The sequence below is a fragment of the Solwaraspora sp. WMMA2101 genome (assembly GCF_049179175.1).
Lineage (GTDB): Bacteria > Actinomycetota > Actinomycetes > Mycobacteriales > Micromonosporaceae > Micromonospora_E.
The window spans coordinates 3,341,508-3,357,453 of the sequence record NZ_JBMHMA010000006.1; the positions used below are offsets into that span (position 1 = coordinate 3,341,508).

At 69.4% G+C, this 15,946-nt stretch carries 18 protein-coding genes and 1 tRNA gene; 8 read left to right on the forward strand and 11 right to left on the reverse strand.

The genetic code is table 11. The features are described 5' to 3' along the window. Position 1 precedes the first annotated feature (1 nt). The 5 genes from ACN28F_RS16000 to ACN28F_RS16020 form a co-directional block, all read right to left on the reverse strand. Positions 2-1,510, reverse strand: a complete 1,509-nt coding sequence (locus ACN28F_RS16000) for a peptidoglycan D,D-transpeptidase FtsI family protein (protein WP_289208752.1) — start codon at positions 1,508-1,510, stop codon at positions 2-4. Continuing rightward, the gene (locus tag ACN28F_RS16005) at positions 1,507-2,949 is read right to left on the reverse strand and encodes an FtsW/RodA/SpoVE family cell cycle protein (protein ID WP_421361412.1); all 1,443 of its coding nucleotides are present in this window, start codon (positions 2,947-2,949) and stop codon (positions 1,507-1,509) included. The genes ACN28F_RS16000 and ACN28F_RS16005 overlap by 4 nt, the downstream gene beginning before the upstream one ends. A 79-nt stretch (positions 2,950-3,028) precedes the next feature. Beyond that, positions 3,029-4,501: a BofC C-terminal domain-containing protein gene (locus ACN28F_RS16010; protein ID WP_421358479.1), complete on the reverse strand. Its 1,473-nt coding sequence runs from the start codon at positions 4,499-4,501 to the stop codon at positions 3,029-3,031. Then, positions 4,498-4,980, reverse strand: coding sequence for an FHA domain-containing protein FhaB/FipA (locus tag ACN28F_RS16015; RefSeq protein ID WP_282224643.1), 483 nt, complete (start codon positions 4,978-4,980; stop codon positions 4,498-4,500). Before ACN28F_RS16015 ends, ACN28F_RS16010 begins: the two co-directional genes overlap by 4 nt. A gap of 2 nt (positions 4,981-4,982) precedes the next feature. Then, positions 4,983-5,804, reverse strand: coding sequence for an FhaA domain-containing protein (locus ACN28F_RS16020; RefSeq protein WP_289208754.1), 822 nt, complete (start codon positions 5,802-5,804; stop codon positions 4,983-4,985). 247 nt (positions 5,805-6,051) lie between these two features. On the opposite strand from ACN28F_RS16020, the gene ACN28F_RS16025 reads away from it, so the two are divergent. The 3 genes from ACN28F_RS16025 to ACN28F_RS16035 all read left to right on the forward strand — a co-directional run bounded on the left by ACN28F_RS16025 (position 6,052) and on the right by ACN28F_RS16035 (position 8,150). Continuing rightward, a tRNA-Leu gene (locus ACN28F_RS16025) sits at positions 6,052-6,137 on the forward strand. A gap of 136 nt (positions 6,138-6,273) precedes the next feature. Beyond that, entirely contained in the window at positions 6,274-7,347 is a 1,074-nt protein-coding gene (locus ACN28F_RS16030) for an NAD-dependent epimerase/dehydratase family protein (RefSeq protein ID WP_421358481.1), read from the forward strand. Continuing rightward, positions 7,344-8,150 carry a WecB/TagA/CpsF family glycosyltransferase gene (locus ACN28F_RS16035; protein ID WP_421361413.1) on the forward strand — a complete coding sequence of 269 codons (807 nt, stop codon included), beginning with the start codon at positions 7,344-7,346 and terminating at the stop codon, positions 8,148-8,150. The genes ACN28F_RS16030 and ACN28F_RS16035 overlap by 4 nt, the downstream gene beginning before the upstream one ends. Before the next feature lie 469 nt (positions 8,151-8,619). Here ACN28F_RS16035 and ACN28F_RS16040 read toward each other — a convergent pair whose 3' ends face one another. From ACN28F_RS16040 to ACN28F_RS16050, 3 genes are read right to left on the reverse strand one after another with little or no spacing between them, the layout of a single operon-like run. Beyond that, entirely contained in the window at positions 8,620-9,012 is a 393-nt protein-coding gene (locus ACN28F_RS16040) for a hypothetical protein (protein WP_421358482.1), read from the reverse strand. A 17-nt stretch (positions 9,013-9,029) separates the two neighbouring features. Then, positions 9,030-9,698 (reverse strand): hypothetical protein, encoded by a 669-nt coding sequence (locus ACN28F_RS16045; RefSeq protein ID WP_421358484.1) that lies wholly within the window; start codon positions 9,696-9,698, stop codon positions 9,030-9,032. Continuing rightward, the gene (locus ACN28F_RS16050; RefSeq protein ID WP_281552414.1) at positions 9,698-9,955 is read right to left on the reverse strand and encodes a hypothetical protein; all 258 of its coding nucleotides are present in this window, start codon (positions 9,953-9,955) and stop codon (positions 9,698-9,700) included. Before ACN28F_RS16050 ends, ACN28F_RS16045 begins: the two co-directional genes overlap by 1 nt. A 335-nt stretch (positions 9,956-10,290) precedes the next feature. Here ACN28F_RS16050 and ACN28F_RS16055 point away from each other — a divergent pair, with 335 nt between their 5' ends. After that, entirely contained in the window at positions 10,291-10,710 is a 420-nt protein-coding gene (locus ACN28F_RS16055; RefSeq protein ID WP_421358486.1) for a VOC family protein, read from the forward strand. A 43-nt stretch (positions 10,711-10,753) separates the two neighbouring features. Here the strand turns inward: ACN28F_RS16055 and ACN28F_RS16060 are convergent, their stop codons facing one another. The 3 genes from ACN28F_RS16060 to ACN28F_RS16070 all read right to left on the reverse strand — a co-directional run bounded on the left by ACN28F_RS16060 (position 10,754) and on the right by ACN28F_RS16070 (position 12,563). After that, complete coding sequence (locus ACN28F_RS16060) at positions 10,754-11,152, reverse strand: hypothetical protein (RefSeq protein WP_421358487.1); 399 nt, start codon at positions 11,150-11,152, stop codon at positions 10,754-10,756. Positions 11,153-11,790: 638 nt separating this feature from the next. Continuing rightward, positions 11,791-12,024, reverse strand: coding sequence for a winged helix-turn-helix domain-containing protein (locus ACN28F_RS16065; RefSeq protein ID WP_281552412.1), 234 nt, complete (start codon positions 12,022-12,024; stop codon positions 11,791-11,793). A gap of 317 nt (positions 12,025-12,341) precedes the next feature. Continuing rightward, a complete protein-coding gene (locus ACN28F_RS16070; RefSeq protein WP_281552411.1) occupies positions 12,342-12,563 on the reverse strand; it encodes a winged helix-turn-helix domain-containing protein in 222 nt (73 codons plus the stop codon). A 404-nt stretch (positions 12,564-12,967) separates the two neighbouring features. Between ACN28F_RS16070 and ACN28F_RS16075 the strand changes: the two genes are divergently transcribed. The 4 genes from ACN28F_RS16075 to ACN28F_RS16090 all read left to right on the forward strand — a co-directional run bounded on the left by ACN28F_RS16075 (position 12,968) and on the right by ACN28F_RS16090 (position 15,942). Beyond that, complete coding sequence (locus tag ACN28F_RS16075) at positions 12,968-13,225, forward strand: hypothetical protein (protein WP_281552410.1); 258 nt, start codon at positions 12,968-12,970, stop codon at positions 13,223-13,225. 88 nt (positions 13,226-13,313) lie between these two features. Continuing rightward, entirely contained in the window at positions 13,314-13,724 is a 411-nt protein-coding gene (locus ACN28F_RS16080) for a DivIVA domain-containing protein (RefSeq protein ID WP_421358489.1), read from the forward strand. After that, positions 13,721-15,493, forward strand: coding sequence for a hypothetical protein (locus ACN28F_RS16085; protein WP_421358490.1), 1,773 nt, complete (start codon positions 13,721-13,723; stop codon positions 15,491-15,493). Before ACN28F_RS16080 ends, ACN28F_RS16085 begins: the two co-directional genes overlap by 4 nt. 8 nt (positions 15,494-15,501) lie before the next feature. After that, positions 15,502-15,942 carry a hypothetical protein gene (locus ACN28F_RS16090; protein ID WP_289208756.1) on the forward strand — a complete coding sequence of 147 codons (441 nt, stop codon included), beginning with the start codon at positions 15,502-15,504 and terminating at the stop codon, positions 15,940-15,942. Positions 15,943-15,946 lie beyond the last annotated feature (4 nt).

The window sequence follows — 15,946 nt, forward strand, 5'->3', positions numbered from 1 at the left end:
CTCATCGCCCCTCACGCTCGGCGATGATGGCCCGCATGATCTGGCCGGAGATCCGGGTCGCCTCGGCGCTGCCGCCGTCGCCGGCGTTCTCCAGTACGACGCAGACGGCCGAGATCGGCTCCCCGTCGGCGGAGATGGCGAAGCCGATGAACCAGCCGTGGTCGCGGTCGTTCTCGCCGGCCTGTGCGGTGCCGGTCTTGCCGCCGACGGTGTAGCCGTCGATGCGGGCGTTACGGCCGGTGCCCTCACGGACGACGCTGACCATCATCTCCTGCAGGTCGGCGGCGACCGAGCCGCTCACCGACTCCCGCAGCTCGCGGGGGTCGGCCGTGTAGTAGCTGCTGGTCCGGTCCGCGTGCAGCAACTGCTGCACCAGGTACGGGCGCATCTGGCTGCCGCCGTTGGCGACCGCCGCCGCGATCATCGCGCCTTCCAGCGGGGTCATCCGGACGTTGTTCTGCCCGATCGACGACTGGGCCAGCGCGGCGCCGTCCTCGGAGCCGTCCGGGTTGGCGATGTCCCCGGTCCGGCTGGCGGCCACCGGCAGCCCACTGTCGCCGTTGGTGCGGCCGACCACCTGCTCCTCGTCCTCGAACCCGAAGTCGCGGGCCTTGGCCTTCACCGTCTCGGCGCCGAGCGCGACGCCCAGCTTCGCGAACCCGGTGTTGCAGGAGTCGGTCAACGCGGTGATCAGGGTCACCTCGTCCTGCGGGCAGATCGACGGGACGGCGTTGCGGATGTCGGTGCCGGAGTCGGGGTGACGGTAGACCGGTCCGGCGGAGATCGGCGTGTCGATCGTGGTGCCGTTCTCCAGGGCCGCCGCGGCGACGACCACCTTGAAGGTGGATCCGGGCGGCAGCACCTCACCGAGCGCGCGGTTACGCAGTGGCTTGTCCGGGTCGCCCTCCAGCGCGTTGTACGCCTCCTGTGCGGCATCGGAGTCGTGGCTGGACAGCGGGTTCGGGTCGTAGCTGGGCAGCGAGACCAGCGCCTGGATCGCCCCGGTACGCGGGTCGACCGCGACCGCCGCTCCCCGGCTGACCCCGACCCGGTTCTCCAGCAACTGCTGGTACGCGGTCTCCTGAGCGCGGCGGTTGATGGTCAGCAGCACATTGCCGCCGCCGGTCTCCTCGCCGGTGAACAGGTCCCGTACCCGGTCGGCGAAGAGCTGGTCGCTGGTGCCGGCCAGGAACTCGTTCTCGGCCCGTTCGACGCCGAGCGCGGCCAGGTTGACCGGCTTGTAGCCGACGACGTGCGCATAGAGCTCGTTGTCCGGGTAGGTACGCAGGAACTTCAGCTCGCCGTCGGTCTCGGTGCTGGTGGCCAGGGCCCGTCCACCGGCTTCGATGTTGCCGCGCTGGCGGTCGTACTCGGCGACCTGGACCCGGCCGTTGTAGTCGCTGGTGCGGTACTCCTCGGCCTTGTAGCCCTGCACCCAGTTGAGATTGGCGAAGAGCAGGCCGAACAGGACCATGATGACCACGCCGACACGGCGCAACGGGGCGTTCATCGGCGGATCACCTCCGTGGGGGCGCCGTGCAGCTGGGCTGGTGGTCCGGCGGGCGTACCGGGTGGGCGGAGTTCGGCGCCCACGACGGGGCGGCGGCCCGCGTCGGAGATCCGCAGCAGCATCGCCACCAGCAGCCAGTTCGCCATCAGCGAGGAGCCTCCGGCGGACAGGAACGGGGTGGTCTGGCCGGTCAGCGGGATCAGTCCGCTGATCCCGCCGACGATCACGAAGACCTGCAGGGACAGGGTGAACGCCAGGCCGCCGGCGAGCAGTTTGCCGAACGAGTCCCGGACCGCGAGCCCGGCCCGCAGCCCGCGCTCGGCGATCAGCAGGTAGATCACCAGCAGCGCGGAGAGGCCGAACAGCCCGATCTCCTCGCCGATGCCGGCGAAGATGAAGTCGTTGTGCACCTCGGGCACCTTCAGCGGCTGGCCGCCGCCCGGTCCGGCGCCGAACAGCCCGCCGGTGCCGAGCCCGAGCAGCCCCTGGACCAGTTGGTAGCCGTCGGCGTACGGGTCGGAGAACGGGTCGAGCCAGATGTTGGCCCGCTGGTAGAAGTTGGCGAACGGGCCGCCGACGATGCCGCCGAGGTAGTAGGCGAGGAACGCGCCGCCGAAGAACAGCAGCAGACCGATGATCAGCCAGCTGACCCGTTCGGTGGCGATGTACAGCGTCACCACGAACATGCCGAAGTACAGCAGCGAGGTGCCGAGGTCCTTCTGGAACACCAGGACCATCACGCTGAGCAGCCAGACCACCAGCACCGGGCCGAGGTCGCGGCCACGCGGGAAGTCGATGCCGAGCACCCGCCGACTGGCCAGTGAGAGAACCTCACGTTTACGGACCAGGTAGTACGCGAAGAACGACAGCAGCGCCAGTTTGGCGAACTCGCCGGGCTGGATCGAGAAGCCGCCGACCAGGATCCACAGCTTGGCCCCGTTGACCTCGGAGTACCGGGCCGGCAGCACCGCCGGGATCATCACCAGCACGATGCCGGCCAGGCCCAGGGTGTAGGCGTACCGGGCGACGATCTGGTGGTCGCGGACCAGGATCAGCAGTCCGGCGGCGAGCACGACGGCGGCCAGGGTCCAGGCCAGTTGCCGGCCGCCGGTCCCGGCGAAGATCGGAAAGTCGAGCCGCTCGGCGGCGGGTTCGCTGGCCAGGTCGAACCGGCGCAGGAAACCGACGCCGATGCCGTTGAGCAGGGCCACCGCCGGCAGCAGCGCCGGGTCGGCGTACGGGGCGAAGAACCGGATGACCAGGTGCAGGCCGAGGAAGACGAGGCCGACAACGGCGGTCGGCACCCAGAAACCGGCCCGTACGGTGCCGAGCACGGCCGCCTCGGTGGCCGCCGCGTAGAGCCCGACCACCACGAGGGCGAGAGCCAGCAGGCCGAGCTCGGCGTTGCGGCGGGTCCGCAGGGTGCGGACCCGCGGCATCTCACCGGTGATCGCCGGTGGTGGGGCGGGTCCGACAGGCGCCGTCACGGGAGTTCCTTCACGTCGTTCGCCCCGGATCTCAGTCGACCGTCCGGCAACCGGCCGGGTTGGTCACCGGCGGGACCGGCTCGACCGACTCGGTCGGCTCCACCGGCGGCGCGTCCGGGGTGGTCTGCGGCGCCTCTGGCGACGGGCTGTTCCCCGGCAGCGGCGTACCGGAGGCCACGGCGTCCGGGTCGGGCAGCGGCGTACCGGTCGGGTCGACCACCGGCGGCGGCAGGGTCGGCGACGGGGTGGGGGTCGGCGAGGGCGACGGCGGGCAGGTCGGCTTCAGGTTGGGATTGTCCGGTTCGTCGCGGGTGAGCTCCAGCAGGTGGCGCTGCGCGTCGACCTCGCTGCCGGCGTGGATGCCCCGCTTGACCCGGTCCTGGGCCACCGAGGTCAGGTCGGTGAGCGCGATCTCGCTGGTCTGGTGCACGGTGGAGAGGCTGACGCCGGCGACCTCACCGGGCATGCCCTGGAAGATCGCCAACTGGCCGTCGCTGGTGGCACCGACGTAGTACTGCCGTTGGGTGTAGTCCCACCCGGCCCAGACGCCGGCGCCGAGGATTCCGACGAGCGCGACCAGGACGAGCGCCGCGCGTACCGGGCGTCGTCGGGGCAGCTCGGGGTCGTCGTCCAGGCCGGTGGCGGGTTCGGCGGACTCGGGCGCGGCTGGCCGGGGGGCGGACAGCGCGGAAGCGCGGGCGGCGGGGGTGGACTCGTCGGCGGCGGTGGCCATGCCACGGTCGCGGGAGGCCGCCCCGCCGACGATCGGGGCCTGCTCGTGGATGCTCTGGTCGGTGGCGTCGGCGATGACGACGGTGATGTTGTCCGGCCCGCCGCCGCGCAGCGCCAGCTGGACCAGCCGCTCGACGCACTGCTGCGGGTCGGTGTACTCGCGCAGCGTCTCGGCGATGGTCTCCGCGCTGACCACGCCGGAGAGCCCGTCGCTGCAGATCAGGTAGCGGTCACCGGCGACGACCTGGCGTACGGAGTATTCGGGGTCGATGTCGCGCCCGTCGAGTGCCCGGGTCAGCAACGACCGTTGCGGGTGGCTGCTGGCCTCCTCGGCACTGATCCGGCCCTCGTCGACCAGCATCTGGACGTACGTGTCGTCCTTGGTGATCTGGGCGAACTCGCCGTTGCGCAGCAGGTACGCCCGGGAGTCCCCGATGTGCACCATGCCGATCTTGCTGCCGGAGAAGAGCGTCGCGGTCAGCGTGGTGCCCATCCCCTCCAGGTGGGGATTGGCGTCGACGGTGTCCCGTAGATGCTGGTTGGCCAGGCCGACGGCGCCGCGGAGGGCGTCGACCATGGCGTCGCCGGGGACGTCCTCGTCGAGGGGGGCCAGCGCCCCGATGACGATGTTGCTGGCGACGTCACCGGCGGCCATCCCGCCCATGCCGTCGGCCACGGCGAGCAGCCGCGGCCCGGCGTAGACGGAGTCCTGGTTCCCGTCACGGATCAGTCCGCGGTCACTGTGGGCGGCATAGCGCAGGGTCAGAGTCATGGCCGTAACTCAAGAGATGTGCGGCCGATCCGGATCGGCACGGCGAGGGGTACGGGGGTAGGTCCGGTGACCTTAGCGCGGTCCAGGTAGGTCCCGTTAGTGGAACCCATGTCCTCGAGGACCCACTGGCCGTCCCGGGGCACGAGCCGGGCGTGCCGGGCCGACGCGTAATCATCGGTGATCACCAGGGTGGAGTCCTCCGCACGACCTATCGTGATCGGAGATTCACCCAAGGTGATCCGAGTGCCGGCCAACTGTCCGGCGGTCACCACCAGCTGGTGGGCCGCCCGCCCCCGTTTGACCTTGGCCGGCCGGGCTGGTGCCGCCGTGGTACCGACACCTCGCGGCGCCGCCACCAGGCGGCTGGCACGGGTGCCGGCGAACAGATCCCGCCGGATCACACCGACCACCGTGAACACGAAGATCCACAGCAGGACGATGAAGCCGATCCGGGCAACGACGACGACGAATTCGGGCAAGGTTAGCCATCCACTCGGAACGTGAGCGTGGTCGTTCCGAGCTGGATCATGTCACCAGGGTTCAGCGCCACCGCGGAGACCCGCTGCCCGTTGACCATGGTTCCGTTGGTCGACCCTAGATCGGTCAGCACGACCTGTGATCCGTCGAAGTCCAGCCGGGCGTGTCGGCGGGAGATCCCGACGTCCGGCAGGCGCAGGTTGGCCTGGTCGCCACGGCCGATCACGGTCGAGCCCATCTGCAACGGGTAGGTCCGGCCGTCACCGGAGACCAGCCGGATGTTGCGGCCACCGCCATGACCCTGCGGCGGCGGGCCGTACCCGCCGGGCTGCTGCTGCTCGTACGGGGAGTAGCCGCCGCCGTGGCCGGCACCGCCACCGCCGCCGTGCATGTCGTACCCCGGCTGCTGCACCGGCGCGACGTCGCCGCCGGTGAAGACCTCGGCGGTGACCCGGAACATCCCGGTGTCCAGCCCGTCGCCGCGCTCGATCTCGACGATCACGTCGCCGTAGACCGTCCAGGCCTGCTCACCGATGAACTCGGCCTGCGACTGGGCGAGCTCCTGGGCCAGGGCCGCCGCGTACGGAGCCAGCCGGCTGTGGTCGTACGGCGAGAGATCGATCACGTAGCGGTTGGGCACCAGCGTGCGCCCACCGGCAAGGATCGCCTTGTGGGCCTCAGCCTCCCGCTGCATCGCGTTGAGGATCTCCACCGGGTGCACGACACCCTTGAACACCTTGGCGAAGGCCCCTTCGACTAGGCCTTCCAGACGCTTCTCGAAGCGTTGCAGCACGCTCACCGGCTCCTCCTCGGGTTCCGAGGACATGATGGTATCCGGCCGTCGCCCGTGCCACCCGCACGCCGATCGACCACTGCTCCCGGCCTGTCCCGAACGACCGGCCCGCCCCGTGCTACTCTTCGCCAGGCGTCGCGGGCGATATCAAGCTCGGGGCGACCAGGGACAGCGTAGTATGTCCCAGCACCTGCCAGCGGGTGGCCCCGACCGACACCCCCACCGGGATCGGGAAGGACCGGCCGGGTTAGTCTTCTACCGACTGTCCCGGACAGCATCCGGGGAAGTGGCGGAATGGCAGACGCGCACGGTTCAGGTCCGTGTGCCCGAAAGGGCGTGGGGGTTCAACTCCCCCCTTCCCCACCAGCAGGTCGGGCGGCTGATGCCGCCCGGACCAGCTAGCAACGATCAAGAAGGCTCCGCCCGACGGCGGGGCCTTCTTCACATATCGCCCGGATATCCTGTTGACCGTTTACTCCACCCCCCAGCTCAGGAGTGTCGTGTGAGCGTCGCGTTGGTTACCGGTTCCGGCGGTCTGATCGGATCGGAGGCGGCCCGGCACTTCGCCGGACTTGGCCTGGACGTGGTGGGCATCGACAACGACATGCGCCGCGAGTTCTTCGGCCCCGAGGCGTCCACCGCCTGGAACGTCGAGACGTTGCGGCGCGACCTCGGTGCGGCGTACACCCATCAGGCGGTCGACATCCGCGACCGCGACGCCCTGGCGGGCCTGTTCCGGCGGTACGGCCGGGACATCGCCGTGGTGATCCACACCGCCGCCCAGCCGTCGCACGACTGGGCGGTGCGCGACCCGTTCACCGACTTCGACGTCAACGCCGGCGGCACCCTGAACGTGCTGCAGAACGTCCGGGAACACTGCCCGGAGGCGCCGGTGATCCACTGCTCCACCAACAAGGTGTACGGCGACCGGCCCAACAGCCTGCCGCTGATCGAGCAGGAGACCCGCTGGGAGATCGCCCCCGACCACCCGTACGCCGGCGGGATCACCGAGGACATGTCGATCGACGCCTGCCTGCACTCGGTCTTCGGCGCGTCGAAGGTCGCCGCCGACATCATGGTGCAGGAGTACGGCCGCTACTTCGGCATCCGTACCGCCTGCTTCCGGGGCGGCACGCTGACCGGCCCGGCGCACTCGGCGACCGAGCTGCACGGCTTCCTCGGCTACCTGATGCGCTGCAACATGGAGCGGCGGACCTACAAGATCTTCGGGTACGGCGGCAAGATGGTCCGCGACGCCATCCACAGCCACGACGTGGTCTCCGCTTTCGAGGCGTTCTTCCGGGACCCGCGCCCGGCAGCGGTCTACAACCTCGGCGGCGGCCGGCACTCCAACTGCTCGCACCTGGAGGCGTTCGCCCTGGCCGAGCAGATCACCGGCCAGCAGATGATCACCGAATATCAGGAGGCGAACCGGGTCGGCGACCACCAGTGGTGGATCGGCTCGAACGCCGCTTTCCAGCGTGACTACCCTGGCTGGAAGCAGGTCTACGACGTACCGATGATCCTGCAGGAGATCTACCAGGCCAACGTCGACAAGTGGGTGCCCGGGAAATGATCGACCAGGGCAAACGCAACCTGCTCGGGGTGCTGGTCGACTCGGTCGACTACGAGGCCGCCACCGAGCGGGTGATCGACGCCGCCCGGGAGCGCCGCCCGCTGGCGCTGACCGCGCTCGCCGTACACGGGGTGATGACCGGGGTCCTCGACCCGGCACACAACGCCCGGCTCAACTCGTTCGACCTGGTCACCCCGGACGGCCAGCCGGTGCGCTGGGGGCTGAACCTGCTGCACGGCGCCGGCCTGAAAGACCGGGTGTACGGGCCAACACTCACCCTGCGGGTGCTGCAGCGCTGCGCCGACGAAGGGCTGCCGGTCTACCTGTACGGCTCCACCGAGGAGACGCTGGACCGGCTGGTGCCGAAGCTGGAGCAGATGTTCCCGGCGCTGAAGTTCGCCGGGGTCGAGCCGTCGAAGTTCCGCTCCGTCGGCCCTGGTGAGGATGTGGAGATCGCCGACCGGATCCGGGACTCCGGTGCCCGGCTGGTGCTGGTCGGGCTGGGCTGCCCCCGCCAGGAGGTCTTCGCGTACGCCATGCGTCCGCTGCTGGACATGCCGCTGATGGCGGTCGGCGCGGCCTTCGACTACCACGCCGGCCTGCTGCGCAAGCCGCCATCCTGGATGCAGCGGTACGGCCTGGAGTGGCTGTGGCGGCTCGGGTTGGAGCCGAAGCGACTGTGGCGCCGCTACGTGATCCTCAACCCGAAGTACCTGAGCCGGCTGGGCGCACAGAAGCTCGGCATGTGGCAGGCCACCCCGCCGCCGGCAGCCACCGACCGCCCCGCCACCTTCGCCGTCTGACCGCCTGGCCTGGCTGTCCCGGCTCCGGGAACCCCTGTCGCGCCCGCCGAGCTGCGTTCACGGCCCGGCGTACGGAACTGCGACCGGCGAAAGCTTGGTGCTGGTCAGCGCTGATTGGAAGAACTATGCCGCTGGCCGCGATTCTTCGGCCTGCCACCAGGCCACAGCTCTGGCGACGAAGTCGGCGACATCTACGTCGGTAAGGTCGCGTCCGAAGTGGCCCTCAATCCTGTCCCGCAAGAAGCATGCGAGGTCGTCTGCGTCTGCCCCGGCGGCCAACCTCGTCAGTAGCGGTCCGAGTAGACAGTCGTACTCGTCATCGCCCGCGTATAGCTCCCCAACGCCGAGGAGGTCCCAGTCGTTAAGCATCTGGCGCAGCGCCCTTGTCCGGACCCAGAGCCGTGACCTCCCGGCATGCTCCAACAGGCTGCTCCCCATCCGCCAACCGCGATCGGGCCGCTGATCGCGGCTACATGTACTGGGCGGCGGTCTGCTCGACTTCGTGGATGAACTCCTCCAGTTCGGCCTCGGTCCACTCGCGGTCCTGCAACAGCGTGCCGAGCACGGCGATCTGCATCGAGAAGGCGGTCTCCGCATCGATGTCGTCGATCAGGTCGGGCTCACCAAGGGCTGCTCGGATCATGCCTTCCATCGCCAGGGCTGAGAACTGCTCGCCTTCCTCGTAGCGCCTCCTCGTGTCAGCAACAAAGGAGGCAACTGCCCGAGGATCGTCTGACGAGCCGAACCTGCGGTTGACGGCGATCGCGAACGCCGCGCCGATGGTCTGGCTGCCCCCAGCCCAGCCGAGCCGGTTGAGCTCGGCCAGGTGTCGATCAACCGATCCCCAGTCCTGCCTGGCCATCGCCCGGATGAGGTCACTCAGCTCTTGTCTTGCGACCATTTCTTCCGCAACCTCGCTATCTGTCTGCTGGCTATCTGGCCTGTCTTGTGGATCGCGATACCCGCTACGAGGCCGACAACGACCAGGTTGCCAGCGGCGTCGGCGGCGTCGATGCGGGTCGGCGTGGCGGGGACGATCGATGGAGACGAGGTGCCCGCCGATTGCGTGCCCCCGCTGCCAGCTGGCGTACGGATCACCTGCGCAACCTTTTCCGCCACTTCGCCCATGGTCTTGGCGCTGTCCTGGACGTCTTCTGACTTGCGCGCAAGCCTACCGAGAAAGCCACCGACGTTACGCTGAGCCTCGGAGCGCTTGGTGGTGTCGGCGAGGAGTTCTTCGCCGGTCGGGCCGGTGAGTGTGGGTTCGGTGGGTGCCGAGCCGGGGGCGATACGGTTGGCGTAGGCGTTGAGGTGCCCGACGGCCTCCATGAGCAGGCGGGCGACCTTTCCGGCCTTGTCTGCGGCGGTCTTCCACTCGGTGGTGGCGTTCGTGACAGCGCGCGCCGACGCTCCTGCGCTCGCAGCGGAAAGGGACTGGTGCGCGTCGGTCACTTCCTGTTGGGCACGCAGGGCCGTCGCGGCGGCCGAGCTGAGGCCGGTCGATGCCCGAGCGAGCTGGGCGATGACTTCGGCAACCGTCCCAGCCATCACAAATCCGTGCGGTACGTGTCGACCAGTTCCTCACCGACGTCCAGTCGGGCGATCGCCAACTTGATCTCGCGGAGCGCGGACCTGGCCTCGGTCAGGGCGTCGGTAGCCAGTTCATGGTTGCTGCCCTGACAGGTGTAAGTCGCCAACTCCAGGGCCTCGCCCGCTGTAGCGGCAGCCTGTTGCAAAGTGTTCATGCCGCTGCGGGCGCTCTCCAGGCCCCTGCCCAGCTGAGCCTTGACCTCGTCGACGCTCACCGAGCTGGCCTCCCCGGTCGCGGAGCCGCCGTACCGGAAGGCGACTCACGTTCGTCAGGTACGCCCGACCATAGTCGACCAGCTACGGACCGGCGACCCTGCGCGACGGATATCCGTCACCCGGGCTGGGGTCGCTGCGGCCCACCCGGCCCAGCCATCGTTGTCGACGCACCGGCCCTGCTGAGGTAGGCACGGCAGCAAGCAGGCGTCACAAGTAGGGCTGCGTCCAGCTGGGCTGACCGCTCCATTCGCGTCCGGACCTGCCGATGTCAGGATGTTCGCTCGGCGACTTCGTGGTGTGATGACAGGGCCAGCACCGTGAGGAGGCGTCGTCAGTGTCCGACTATCCGGTTCTCATGCACACCGCCCTGGACGCCACCGACGCCCGGGCCCTCGCTGAGTTCTACCGGGAGTTCCTCGGACTGCAGTACCGCCCTGGTGACGAACCTCCGGCTGACGGGACCACCGATGACGAAGACTGGCTCGTCCTGGTCGACGGCAACGGCAACCGCAAGCTTGCCTTTCAACAGGTGCCTATATTGGCGCGGCCAACCTGGCCGTCACACGACGTTCCGAAGCAGATGCACCTGGATCTCCACGTACCAACCGTCAACGAGTTGGAGCGACACCGTCGACGAGCCGAGCAGCTCGGAGCCAGCTTGCTTCACGACCGCACCCAGAATTCAGAGGAGCCTCTCTACGTTCTCGCCGATCCGGAGGGACATCCGTTCTGCATCCTCGTCGGCTCGGGGTAGGCCAACGTACGGATCTGCCGCTGACAAGGCGCGGTCGCCGCTGCTACCGAGACTGGGGCAAGGCGGATGGCGTGCGGTCCAGATCGTCAAGCAGCGCCTGCAACCGGTCCCGGCATCGCAGGACTAAGCCGGAGATGCCGTCGAAGGTCTCGGCGTCGACAACGCCGCTCTCGAACCACATCGCACGCACAGCCGACCGGCCCTGCACCAGGTAGTTCCCGGCAGCCTCGACCAACCCAACGAACTCTCCACGGCGGTCCAGCGGGGCGAGCTGAGCGACACCTCGTGCCGCTCGCAAGGGCTCGCCCGGAGCACCGAAGATCGTGGCACCGTCGCCGCCGGCCTGACCGGCACCGATCCTCGCGAGCAGGTACTCCAACTCGGTCGCGGCCAACGTCAACCTGCCGACGGCCAAGACCGTCTCGTCGGTAAGTCGCCGCATCGGACAACCGTAGCGGACCCGGCACCACGTCGAACGTCCTCACATGCCGCGACTCGCGGAGCACCCGACGGCGCAGCTGTCAGCGACCGTACGACGAGTCGTGCAGGAGCAGCTCGAAGGCCGGCCCCCGGCGGAAGGGCAGCCAACCGGCGGCCAGGGCCTGGCGGACGCCAAGAGCCACGGTGCCCGGCAACACCGGCTGGCTCGGTAATCCGAGCCAGTTGCCGGGATGAGCGCAAGGCAACGATGCCACCATCAGGGCGCCTGGCTGCTCCTCACGCTCGACAACGAAGCTCAGCCGCGACCAGCCGAGGGCTTGACAGTAAGTGGGTCTATGCCGAACCGACCAGCGGTAGGCCACGCCATCCACCGTGATCCTCCGAGGACCCCTTACTGCCAACGTCATTCGCACCCCACCGGTCTCGGCCATCCCCGTGACGGGCACTGTAGCGAGAACCCCGTAGCGCCACTATCGGTAAGGCGTAGCCCGCTGCTCAAAGCCTCCGCATCTGCCGCGATCCGGTGCGAGCACCTAACCCAGCTGTTACGGAGCGTAGCCGGCATACACTACGCGGCGCTCTAGGCTGTGGGCATTCGCCGGGAGCGTGGCAGCCTTGCCACGAACTCGGCAGCGAGGATTACATCTCCATGGCTTGCTCGGCGACGTACGTGCCCTTGCCCTGGTGGCCTTCGACCAGGCCACGGTCGCGCAGCAGCCGCAGGGCGGCTTGGGCTGTGGAGACGCTGACCTTGTACGTGTCGGAGAGCTGGGCGTATGTCGGCAGCTTGTCGCCCGGCGACAGCTCACCGGACCGGATCTGCTGGGTGATGTCATCGACGACACGTAGGTAGTCGGCAGGTCGACTGGGCATTTCAGGTACTCCTCGCAACTTCACCTCATGTGCCCATCATGCAAATATCGCACATTTCCAGTCTTCAGTACGTCAAGCGCCACGGCAACGCGCCGCCATACATAGGGACGGAGCCGCTGCTGCGCCTTCTCCGCCGTACAAGACTCGAATGTAGACAGCTCAGTATCCGAAATCTTGAGCCCGGTAATCTGCTCATCGGTCAGCTCGCCGCCGTCAAAGATGAACGAGAGCAGGTCGTCCCAGGGTCCGTGTGGTGACACCCAATCGACCACCAGCAGCCCGGCTACGTGCACGTCCAGCCGCAGGTAGGACGGCAGCTACTTCTCCGCTACGTACACGCCGCGACCGGAATGTCCGACGACGAGGTCTCGGTCGTGCAGGAGTGAGACGGCGCGGTACACGGTTGCTGGGCTGACGTCGTACTGGTCGGCAAGCTGGGCGGTACTGGGCAGCTTGGTGCCAGGCGGTAGTTCGCCGCTCTTGATCTTCGCGGTCAGTTCGTCTGCGATCCGTCGGTAATCGGCTGGTGCTGAGGGCATGGCACATCCCCTTGGTTCGGCACCACTATTCGATCACGCACAACCTCCGTCAGCAAGTGATGCAAGAAACCTGGGGTCCGAGGGTTTACCTACATCAGCTGTTGACGTAGGTTGGTGCTCGGTCAGCCCCTTGGTTCGGCAAACCCGGCGGTCGACCCCGTCAGGGCGGCACCAGCTCTGCCGTCCTGACGGCCCTCACCACGCGGCCCTGCGTGCGTACCGCCGATTGAGGCTGCGCGCGCAGGGCGGGCGGCCCGACCTCCGCACCCCCGTTCGGGGTCGGGCCGCCCTTCCACCCGCTCTACCCCGAAGACCATGCACGACCCGCGTGCTTGAAAGGCGACCTACCATGCGCAGACTCCTCGACTTCCTCCGCGTGAAGATGCCGGCGGCTGATCGGTAGCGTGCCGGCCGACCGGTCGCCGGCGGACCCCCGGCCCGGCGACGAGTTGATCATCGACGGCAGGGCGAGTGTGCAGTTCGCGGCCGGGCGAGGTTTCCGGTTCCGGGTGACGACAGTGGACAAGCGCTGGACATACGAGGGCTGGGTCTGGTTGGCCGGGTACGTGTTGGCACCGGACGGTGAAGCCCGCGAACGGCGGGAGATCTTCGTCCAGCGCGACGGTCTCCGCTGGGCTCGCACCCCACCCCGACACCGCTGACCAGGGCGGCGGCACAACTGCGACGTAAGCCGCGCCGTCTCGACCCGTACCCCTGAAGGTTCCCGACTCTTGGAAGGTGGTTCCTGCTGTGCGTAGGTTCTTTGACCTGTTCCGTCGACCGCCGGTGCGGAGCCGTCGCAACCGGCGGTTGCTCGCCGAAATCGCCCGTCACAACCAGCGGCCGACCGACTCTGCCGCCGGCGAGCGCCGGCCGGTGCGGCGAGCCCCGAACACCGTCGGCCACTTGTACGGCAGGCCGGTGCGGCCGTCGATCAGTCCCGGTCTGGTCCGCGACCGCCGGTTCGGCGACCGAACCCGGCGCGGCTGCGACCCCACCGAGGTACGCACGTTCCTGCACCTGGTCGCCGACGAGCTGACCGCCCTGCGCGCCGAACTGGCCGCCACCCGCGACGAGAACGTACGGATCAAGCAGGCGTTGCGGGACTGGCAGTCACAGCAGTTCCAACAGTTCCAGGCAGGGGCGGGGGTGACGGGGTGACCGGGGTCAACGGGGTGCCGGCCGGCCCGGTCCGCGTCGTCGGGTTCGGGTCCGAGCGGCGGCGGGCGCAACTCGTGGTCACCGTCGCCAACCTCGACACCGGGCAGGTGGCCTCGACCAGCCTCGTGCCGGGCTCGTTCACGCCGCTACCGACACCAAACGGCACCTGGTGGCTGCCGTACGCGCCGATCGTCACCGACCTCGCCACCCGCGCCGGGGTGGCTGCCGCGACACTGTGCGATCCGGACTTCCCCGACGAACCCGGCCGGCTCCCGTCGTCCGGGCTGACCCTGCCGATCCAGTGGCAGCCCGGCACCCCGGAGCGGGACCGCCACCGGTGGGAGGCGTCGGCGCTCGCCAACCGGCTCACCGCGCCGTGGCTGGTCCTGATCGGCCGCAGCAGCGCACCGCGGCCACCGGGCGACCCGGCCCGGCTGCTCGGCCGGCTGTGCGCGCTCGCCGACCAACTCCACGTCGACCTGGTCCTCGAAGCCCGACCAGCGTCGACCCCGAGCGGGCTGAGCTGGGACATCCGGTACGAACTCGCTGGCGGGAAAGTGCCCGACTACCCGCACCGCTGGGTAGCCGACCTGCCGGCGGCGATCGCCTCGATCAGCCCGGAACGGGCCGCGTCCGGGCTGGCCGTGGCCGACTGGAACCTGCCCGCCCACTACCTCACCGAGGCTGCCCTCACCCCGCACCCGGTGCCGGTCGGGCTCGACGGTCACCCCGGCGGCCACGACCTCGACCAACTCGAACGACGCATGATCGCCGACGCCGAGCAGCACGGCGGCGCGCAGGCGATCTGGCGGAACCGGCACTGGTGGCACACCAGCCTGCGACCCGACGACACCGAGCCGGGCGGGGTCGGCGGCAGGTTCCGGCGCGGCTGGGAGCCACCAGCGCCGAGATACTGGGGCGAGCCGATCCCCACCCACCCGTGCCGACGATGCACCGACGCGGCAGATCCGCCCTACTGCACCGACTGCTACGGCACCCGCCGGGTCCGCCACGGCGCCGTCGTCACCGTCACCGACCTGCGCGGCCGGACCGTGCACCGCAACTGGCGACCCGACGACGGCACCCCACCCGCCCTCGCCCACACCGACCAGGCGTCCGGCACCAGCGTGTGGCAGCTCCCCGAGCACTACCGGATCGGCCCACTCGCCGCCGAGTTCGGCGTACAGCCGACCGACCTGACCGACATCGACGGCGAACACGTCATCGACCAGCACCTGCGCAACGGCATCAGCCAGATCCCCCACACCGGCGGGGACCCGGTCGCCGCGTACCTTGCCGAAGCCGCCGCCGCCCACGACGGCGCCCGCATCATCGCCCGCGCCACCGACTGGCCCGGCCCCACGCTCGACCAGTTGGCCCGACTCGTCACTGGGCTCGGCCTCGCCCTGGACGTCACCGCCGTCGACCACCGCGACAGCGTCGGCCGGCCGGAGCTGATGCAGGGTCACACCTGGTCGGTCCAGGTCGCCGACCCTGCCACACCCATGACCGTCGACCCGGTCCCCACCAGCGCCGCCCTCCCCGAAGCCGTCGCCCTGTGCAATCGCTACCTCTACGGCGCACTCCGCGCCACCATCCCCACCGACCCCCAACAACCCATCCCCGCCCCACAACAGCCTGCCACCACCGGCCCAGCGCCCGACACCACCAGCTACGTCACCGAGGTACGCAGCCTCGCCGCCGACCACCCCGGCGAACCTGTCACCATCCGCATCCAACCCGACGGGACCCACACCACGAGCTGCTGATCCCACCATTGGCGGTTCGGCGGGCCGGGTTCCTGCGAGGTCCGTCGCAGGTCCTGCCGTCGTTGGCGGATGCCGACGTGATCCTGGAGCGCCGTGACGAGGAGAACCTCGTGCTGATGCGGGCCGAGCGGTTCGACGCGGTGGCGGCCGGGCTGCGGATCGCGGCCCGGTCGTTGGCGCTGCTGGCCCGCCGGCAGCGCGGTCTCGCCGAGGAGCTGCCGTGGCTGACCTGGCTCCCGCCGGAGGAGCGCGTGTCATGCGTACGGGAACTGCTCGCCGATCTGGTCGCCGGTGCCGACACCGGGCTGTTGACGCCGTTCGCCCGCAACCTCGCCTCGTGGCGGTCCACGGCCGAGGCGTGGGCCGACCCGAGCCTCGCCCGGGACCTGCAGGGTCCGTTCGACGGTGACGGCCCGGTGATCGACAAGCCGATGTCGGAGGCGGCGTGACCGG